Origin of the sequence: Moorena sp. SIO4E2 (assembly GCF_010671945.1) — a bacterium.
GTDB classification, from domain to species: Bacteria; Cyanobacteriota; Cyanobacteriia; order Cyanobacteriales; family Coleofasciculaceae; genus Moorena; species Moorena producens.
This window is the reverse complement of the sequence record NZ_JAAHIE010000369.1, coordinates 1-7,601: the sequence shown is the minus strand read 5'-3', so window position 1 is coordinate 7,601 and position 7,601 is coordinate 1. Positions and strand designations below refer to the sequence as shown.

Genomic DNA, 7,601 nt, shown 5'->3' with positions numbered 1-7,601 from the left:
TTTGAGGGGAAGCCTTCCAGAGGTGATACAGTGGAGAGGAGGAAAAGGGGATCTCAGTGACAATTTTGTTCATGGTTTACTGGAATTTAATCGCGCCCAACTGGAAGGGATTATGGGAACACCCCTTGAGTCCATTAATAACTATGTAAACACCAACACTGTGCAAAAGACCTATCAAAAATTAATCTCAGCTAAGAATCTAACGTCTCAGGAAAAAATGACTATTTGGCTGGGTGCAAGCTTGACCCTAGCACTCAATAAACTGTCTAAAAATCAGAAGACAGTTTGAGAGTGATTTACGGGTCACAGGGTCAGGTTGTATTTACCAAATCCAAATGTTCTATTATCTACAGGAGATTAGTCAATGACTAAAACTTACACTCAACCCGATCTCATTATTCACGGTAACGTGGAAGAGATCACTCTATCTCAAGGTGTCACAGCTGATCAAGACTTTATCATCTTAACATCGGGAACTATTACTACCAACAGTACTGGTTCCAGTGACTTCACACAACCCTAACTCACCTGAATTAATTATTCATTTGTAGAGTTTGATCAACTTTTTCCTTGTCATCTCTAAGATGACAAGGAAAAAGTAATGGGTGCATATCATCTTTGTAAAAACATCATTGATAAAGCATTCCATTTAAGTAAGCACAGCGTAAAAAAAGAATCTTATTAACATTTTTAATATTCCATTGTGATCCTGATATTTGAAATCGCATTACTATTTGCTTAATGCCCGATTCAATTGCTCCTGAACCTAGTGAAATAATTCGCTATATCTGATAGTATTCATAGTTAATTATTCGATTTTTATGAGTTTCTCTATAGTTGCAAAAATTTTGTGCTACTTTCTTTTTTAAGCCCCACGGTGCGCGTTCCCTAGCGCTTTGAGAAAGCGCGGGGTCGCACCGCTAAATAACTCTAAAGTCTCTGCCACTTTTCCTGACCAGAGTAACTTTTCTCCTGTCTTGATGCAGTCGCTCATGGGGGAAACTTCTTCTTGGATATAGTCTCTTAAGGTTGTTTCTATATCCTCAAATCTTTGCTTATTTCCTGGGGGTGTGTGGCGATCTAAAAGTTGAGCGACAGCTTTTAAATGTTCTTTTAGCTCTTGCTTTTATTCCGGACTCAAGTTCATAAATTTTAGTAATTATTAAAAATAGTTGACTTCCAATAATATCATGATTTTGATATTTTGGCAAAACTGAGATGCACCCAAAGTAATTGAAGTCAATCAATCTTTAATGCTCATAGATATAACACAGTTTAAGACAGAGAATAAATTCTCTGTCTTATTGATTATGGTGGGCCAACGTTTGCCCACCATACTAGGAAGTAGGTAAAAAAAATGACTATACCTCAGATTCATAATTAGTTAATTAAAACAATAAATAATAATGTACAGTTATAGTGCCTTTGGTTTATGCATCCATTCTGAGATTAGGTTACCGGAATTATTACCATCCCAAGGACAGCCAGATCTTATGATCCGTTTTGGCGATATAAAAGACTTATCTCACGAAACTATTAACGAGAAAGAGCGCGTCCTTGGCTACATAGAGGGAGTGGGCAAATTCTTGATTTGTCAGGGTCGAGAAATTACAGTGTATCCCTTAACAGACCAAGACCCCTCAGTAGTACGCCCGACAATTGTAGGGTCTGCTATGGCAGCAGTACTGCGACAAAGGGGATTATTGGTACTTCATGCTAGTTGTGTGAATATCAATGGTAAAGGGATTGCTTTCATGGGAAACTCTGGTGCAGGTAAATCAACCCTGGCAGATGCTTTCCATTGCCAAAACTATCCGGTTTTAACCGATGATGTAATGGCAGTGAATACCACCGCTCAACAGCCGATGGTGTTACCAGCCTATCCTCAATTCAAACTGTGGCAACCAACGGTAGATGCTTTAGGACATAAGCCGGAACAATTGTCTCCTATTTTTGTGGGTGCTGATAAGCTTCGCTATAGGTTTGAGGAGGGTTTCCAAAGCACACCCTTACCTTTAAAACGTATTTATATTTTGGCCTATGGTTCTGAGCATAGTATCAAACCGGTAAACCCTCAAATGGCGTTTGCTGCTTTGGTGCGTCACACCAGGGAAACCCAAATCTTAAATGCTCCTGAAATTGTTAAAGCCCATGTGCAGCAGTGCGCGGCTTTGTTTAAGGAAGTTACGTTTTTCTATCTCGTGCGTCGTCCTGGTTTAGAGGAATTACCAAAGAGTTTGGCATTGGTAGAAAACCATCTGTAAGCATATGCGCTACGCGCACGCTGCTTGAGGTGCCGTCAGCGGTCAGCCGTCAGTAATTAGTCGTAGGGTGGGTTAGGCGGCGAATAGTATAAAACTCACCTTTTAAGATAGCTGTCCGCCGTAACCCACCAATAGTCAATCACTAATCGCTGTCAGCAGATTTACTTGATCAACAGTCTTTCAAAATTAAAAATTAAAAATTAAAAATTAATCAGTTTTGATTTCAAATTTACGTAGTACTGTTCAACTAGCTTCCTATTTACCAAAAACCCTGAGTCTAATTTGGCAATCTGCTCACCATTGGACAATTGCTTGGCTGATTTTATTGGTATTACAAGGATGTTTACCTGTTGCGACATTGTATTTAACGCGATCGCTAGTGGATAGACTAGTCGCAGTTGTAGGGGCTGGATTACAACCGGAGACTATTCGCTTGGTAATGTTACCTATTGCTTTATTCGGGGGAGTATTATTACTCACTGAAATCCTCAAAGGGATTAGCGAGTGGGTGCGCACCGCCCAAGCAGAAATAGTTCAAGATTACATCAGTGATTTAGTACATCAGCAGTCCTTAGCCATTGATTTAGCCTGCTACGAGTCCTCAGAATACCACGACTACCTAAATCGAGCTAGGAGTGGGGCTGGAGGTCGTTCTTTGGCTTTAATGGAAAACCTGGGGATTTTACTACAAAGCAGCATCACCTTGATTTCGGTAATTGCCATTCTTTTACCCTATGGTATCTTGCTACCGATAGCCATAGTAATTGGTACTCTACCGGGTTTTTACGTTGTGCTACGTCTCAATCGCCACCATCATCAATGGTGGCAGAAAACCACCCTAGACCGGCGTTGGCTGGAGTATTATGAGATTGTGCTTACCCATAGTGCGGCGGCGGCGGAAGTGCGTGTGTTTGGACTGGGAACCCATTTTCGCACTGCTTATCAAACCTTGCGTCAACGATTGCGCCTAGAACATCTGCAACTGATTAAACAGCGAAGTTTAGGACGCTTTGGTGCTAACTTAATTACCTTACTGGTGTTAAGTGGAGCTATAGTTTGGATTGGACAGCAAATGCTCCTAGGATTAATTACCATGGGAGATGTTGCCCTATTTTATCAAGCTTTTAACCGAGGACAAGAATTAATGAAATCCTTGCTAGGTAATATAGGAGAAATATATAAAAACAGCCTATTTGTTAGCAATCTTTTCGCATTTCTTAATCTAGAGCCTAAGGTTGTTGATCCGCCTCAGCCTAAAACTATTCCCTCATCCTTGCAGCAGGGAATTCGCTTTCGACAGGTAAGTTTTAAGTATCCCGGTAGTCAACACCTGGTGCTAGAAAATTTCAACTTGACAATTCCCGCAGGTAAAATTGTGGCGATTGTCGGGGATAACGGTGCCGGTAAAACCACTTTGACTAAACTACTGTGTCGCTTTTATGACCCGGAATCCGGCAGTGTAGAGCTAGATGGTGTTGACCTGAAAAACTTTTCGGTAGCAGATCTGCGCAAGGCAATTACAGTACTGTTTCAATTTCCCCTGCGTCATGTGGCTACCCCTGCTGAGAATATCACCTTTGGTAATTTAGCAGAATCAGCAAACTTACCAGCGGTTGAAACAGCAGCCCAAGCCGCCGGGATTCACGAGCGAATTTTACGACTTCCCCAAGAGTACAATTCCTTGCTAGGAACATCTTTCCCAGGAGGTGTGGATCTTAGTGGTGGTGAGTGGCAAAGGTTAGCACTAGCAAGAGCTTTTTTTAGACAAGCTCCGATTATTATCCTAGATGAACCAACCAGCGCCATGGACCCTTGGGCAGAAATGGACTGGTTAAATCGTTTTCGTATCTTGGCCCAAGGACAAACTGCTATTGTAATCACCCATCGCTTTACTTTGGCGATGCGGGCTGACTTAATTTACGTGATGCGAGACGGAAAAATTGTCGAGTCCGGTAGTCACGATGAATTAGTCACTCAGGGAGGGCTTTATGCCGAGTCTTGGCAAGCACAAATGTATAGTAGCGAACGGGAAACAGACCAGGGCATGCATCTCAGTTTTACACAAATACTCCGATTGAAGGCTAAAAAACTTCTCCAGTTCCCTGAGTTATAGCAGTTCTCAGGACGAGTGAGCGACATTGCTTATCCCTTTAAGGCAATAGGCAATAGGCAATAGGCAATAGGCAATAGTAAAGAATTAAAGTAGGGTGGGCAAAGTAATATAATCATTAATACTCAAAACAATCAAACGGTTTTTGCCCACCCTACAAAGACGAATTAAAGTAGGGTGGGCAAAGTAATATAATCATTAATACTCAAAACAATCAAACGGTTTTTGCCCACCCTACAAAGTGACCGGTATTGAAAAAATTTGAATTTAATATAAATACAAAAATTGCTAAAATCAGGCTTGGGTATTGCTCCTCAATTAGTCCGTCCAGAAGCTAAACTGTTATTGTGCTGTGCCCGTACTAAATTAGACCCTGACCTAGTTGATCAGATCCAACTATTAGTCCAGCAGGATTTAGATTGGCTATGGATTGTTGGGATGGCACAGCAGCAGAAAGTACTGCCTTTATTAGTTAGAAATCTTAGTTACCTAGAATGCACTCAAATTCCCTCTGATTTATGGCAATATATGCAAGCTAAGGTACGCTCAATTACCTTATATAATTTGTCTCTTACTAGAACCCTGGTTAAGCTATTACCCCAACTAGAAGCTCGCGGTATTGCCGCTATTCCCTATAAAGGGCCTACTTTAGCAGCAGCAGCCTATGGTGATTTAGCTTTGCGGGAGTTTGTTGATTTAGATTTACTAGTTAGCGAACAGGATTTTGAATCAATTAAAGAGGTTTTGAGAACTTTAGGGTATCATTTGGGTAGCTTCAGCTTTTCCTGGTCGCAAAATTATGTCCATGAGGGGACTCTAGTTAACCTTGATGTACATCGTAATCTGACTCAACCCTATTTTCCGTTTCGCCTTGATTTTAAGGCCCTGTGGCAGGACAAACAGCCGATCCAACTGATGGACCAGACCGTAGAGCATCTGGCATGGGAAGACTTGCTAGTGGTGTTGTGTGTTCAGGTAGCAAAAGATGCCCATCATCATCAAAAAGAATTATCGAAAGTTTGTGATATTGCTGAGGTGATCCGCGCCTATCCTAATCTAGATTGGGAAAAGGTTTTAGCCCGTGCCACTGCTTGGGGAGGAAAACGACTACTTTTGTTTGGACTATGTCTAACTCATGACTTGTTAGCAACTCCCCTACCCCCATTCATTTGGCAGAAGATTAAGTCGGACTTGGTGGTGCGAGTTTATGCAAAACTAGTGGGGCGACATATTTTGTCAGAGGAGGATGTTTATAGTTCCCGGGGAAAATTAGGGATGCTATTGCGGGGATTGATGTTGTTAGAGTCTCCCTTATTGCTAAGCCATAGTAATCAACAACTCCTTTCTCATATAATACTAGCAAGATTTAGGCAAAAGTTTGGGTATTCCGTACTTGTTATGCTAAATAAACACTTTGACAAAGGGAGCAGGAATCCCCCCTAACCCCCCTTAGTAAGGCAGGGAGCAGGGAGCAGATAATAGGCAAGAGGCAAGAGGCAAGAGGCAAGAGGTAAAAAATCCTGTGTACCTCATAGCTATAAGAAACGCTAGATCAGCCCATAATTATTCACTAAACGTAAATTAAGGATTAAACGTTTTCTACCAATTAACATAATTTTCCTGAAAGCTATCGATTAGTAAGAATAACTAAGTGGAACCTAACTAAGGGCTTATTTTCCGAATTGGTTTATAAAAAACTATCAACATTTAAATCGGGGCTACCTACACCTTAATTAACTAAACTACTAAACTCAAATTAAATACTAGCTAGTTATTACTATCTAGATCCTTACGTTTAGGAGTGGGCTTCGATGGTCCTGTTGATCTCAGTCTCTCCCCATACTACTTTTCTAAGGTTTTTATGTCAACGCCAGGAAAGGGAGTAATGGGGAGATGTTGTGTCTATGGTTTTAGGGAGTCGGGAGTCGGGAGTCGGGAGTCGGGAGTCGGGAGTCGGGAGTCGGGAGTCGGGAGTCGGGAGTCGGGAGTCGGGAGTCGGGAATAGGGAAAAAATTATGTGTACCTCATTACTATGATAAACACTCGATTTTCACTCTAAATTATTTACCTAAAAAATTAAGCTTTTCTATGAAAAAATTACTGGTAACAGGCTCCTCAGGATTGATTGGGTCTGAAGTTTGTGGTTATTTTGCTCAGCAAGGTTGGCAAATTCACGGTATTGATAATAATCAACGGGCTGTTTTCTTCGGTTCCCAAGGGGATACACGCTGGAATCAGCAGCGGTTGCAAGAGACAATTCAAGACTTTGTTCATCATGAATTCGATATACGCGATCGCAAAGGTATTTTAGACCTAATGGCGCAGCTCAAGCCAGACGCGATTGTACATACAGCAGCCCAGCCTTCCCACGACCGCGCCGCAGCAATTCCTTTCGCTGACTTTGATACCAACGCAGTGGGGACTTTGAACTTGCTAGAGGCTGCGAGGCAATCTTGTCCAGAGTCGCCCTTTGTACACATGTCTACCAATAAAGTGTATGGCGATCGCCCCAATACCATTAAGCTTAAGGAACTAGACACCCGTTGGGATTATGAGGACCGGGTTTACACCAACGGCATTCCTGAAAGCTTTAGCATCGATCAATCAAAGCACTCTTTGTTTGGGGCATCGAAAGTTGCTGCTGATGTGATAGTGCAGGAATATGGTCGCTACTTTAATCTGCCCACAGCTTGTTTACGGGGTGGTTGTCTGACCGGACCAAATCATTCCGGTGTGGAACTCCACGGTTTCCTCAGTTATCTGGTCAAGTGTAATCTCGAAGGTCGGGAATACAAGATTTTTGGCTATAAGGGTAAGCAAGTACGGGATAATATCCACTCTCTGGATGTGTCGCGGTTTATTCACGCTTTTATCGAAGCACCTCGAATTGCTGAAGTTTATAACATCGGTGGCGGAAAAGGCAATAGCTGTTCAATTCTAGAAGCGTTTAAGCTGGCAGAGAAGTATAGTGGTAAAGCGATGCACTATACCTATCTACAAGAGAATCGAATTGGCGATCATATTTGCTATTACTCCGATTTGAGTAAGATGCGCGAGCATTACCCCAGTTGGGATATTTCCGTGTCCTTGGAAGAAACAATTCAGCAAATTGTGGAATCTTGGCAAGCTCGTTTGGCTAAATCAGCCGTAACCGTTTGAGTATATATAGTGTTTGTATCTGGGTTGTAAACACACTTCTTGGGGCAAAAGGCAAAAGGCAAGAGGCA

The 7,601-nt window shown here is 42.0% G+C and carries 6 protein-coding genes and 2 pseudogenes; 7 read left to right on the top strand and 1 reads right to left on the bottom strand.

What is annotated here, in order from left to right:
• Both F6K37_RS27475 and F6K37_RS27470 read left to right on the top strand, forming a co-directional pair.
• Nucleotides 1–289, top strand: a pseudogene (locus F6K37_RS27475) (lasso peptide isopeptide bond-forming cyclase); the annotation flags it as partial.
• Between the two features lie 75 nt (nt 290–364).
• Complete coding sequence (locus F6K37_RS27470; RefSeq protein WP_009149818.1) at nt 365–523, top strand: lasso peptide; 159 nt, start codon at nt 365–367, stop codon at nt 521–523.
• Between the two features lie 106 nt (nt 524–629).
• Here F6K37_RS27470 and F6K37_RS27465 read toward each other — a convergent pair.
• A pseudogene (locus F6K37_RS27465) lies at nt 630–982 on the bottom strand (hypothetical protein); the annotation flags it as partial.
• Between the two features lie 424 nt (nt 983–1,406).
• On the opposite strand from F6K37_RS27465, the gene F6K37_RS27460 reads away from it, so the two are divergent.
• From F6K37_RS27460 to F6K37_RS27440, 5 genes are all read left to right on the top strand, one after another.
• Complete coding sequence (locus F6K37_RS27460; protein ID WP_009149819.1) at nt 1,407–2,264, top strand: hypothetical protein; 858 nt, start codon at nt 1,407–1,409, stop codon at nt 2,262–2,264.
• Nucleotides 2,265–2,481: 217 nt separating this feature from the next.
• On the top strand, nt 2,482–4,377 hold the full coding sequence (locus F6K37_RS27455; protein WP_287253566.1) for an ABC transporter ATP-binding protein: 1,896 nt from the start codon (nt 2,482–2,484) through the stop codon (nt 4,375–4,377).
• 282 nt (nt 4,378–4,659) lie between these two features.
• The gene (locus F6K37_RS27450) at nt 4,660–5,817 is read left to right on the top strand and encodes a nucleotidyltransferase domain-containing protein (protein WP_009149821.1); all 1,158 of its coding nucleotides are present in this window, start codon (nt 4,660–4,662) and stop codon (nt 5,815–5,817) included.
• Nucleotides 5,818–6,235: 418 nt separating this feature from the next.
• Nucleotides 6,236–6,379 carry a hypothetical protein gene (locus F6K37_RS27445; RefSeq protein WP_287253564.1) on the top strand — a complete coding sequence of 48 codons (144 nt, stop codon included), beginning with the start codon at nt 6,236–6,238 and terminating at the stop codon, nt 6,377–6,379.
• A gap of 83 nt (nt 6,380–6,462) precedes the next feature.
• Nucleotides 6,463–7,533 carry an NAD-dependent epimerase/dehydratase family protein gene (locus F6K37_RS27440; RefSeq protein WP_009149822.1) on the top strand — a complete coding sequence of 357 codons (1,071 nt, stop codon included), beginning with the start codon at nt 6,463–6,465 and terminating at the stop codon, nt 7,531–7,533.
• The last annotated feature ends 68 nt before the right edge of the window (nt 7,534–7,601 follow it).

Bases quoted from the DNA above. Each gene is read 5' to 3' on its own strand.
- F6K37_RS27470 (WP_009149818.1), top strand. From the start codon at position 365: ATGACTAAAACTTACACTCAACCCGATCTCATTATTCACGGTAACGTG.
- F6K37_RS27460 (WP_009149819.1), top strand. From the start codon at position 1,407: ATGTACAGTTATAGTGCCTTTGGTTTATGCATCCATTCTGAGATTAGG.
- F6K37_RS27445 (WP_287253564.1), top strand. From the start codon at position 6,236: ATGTCAACGCCAGGAAAGGGAGTAATGGGGAGATGTTGTGTCTATGGT.
- F6K37_RS27440 (WP_009149822.1), top strand. From the start codon at position 6,463: ATGAAAAAATTACTGGTAACAGGCTCCTCAGGATTGATTGGGTCTGAA.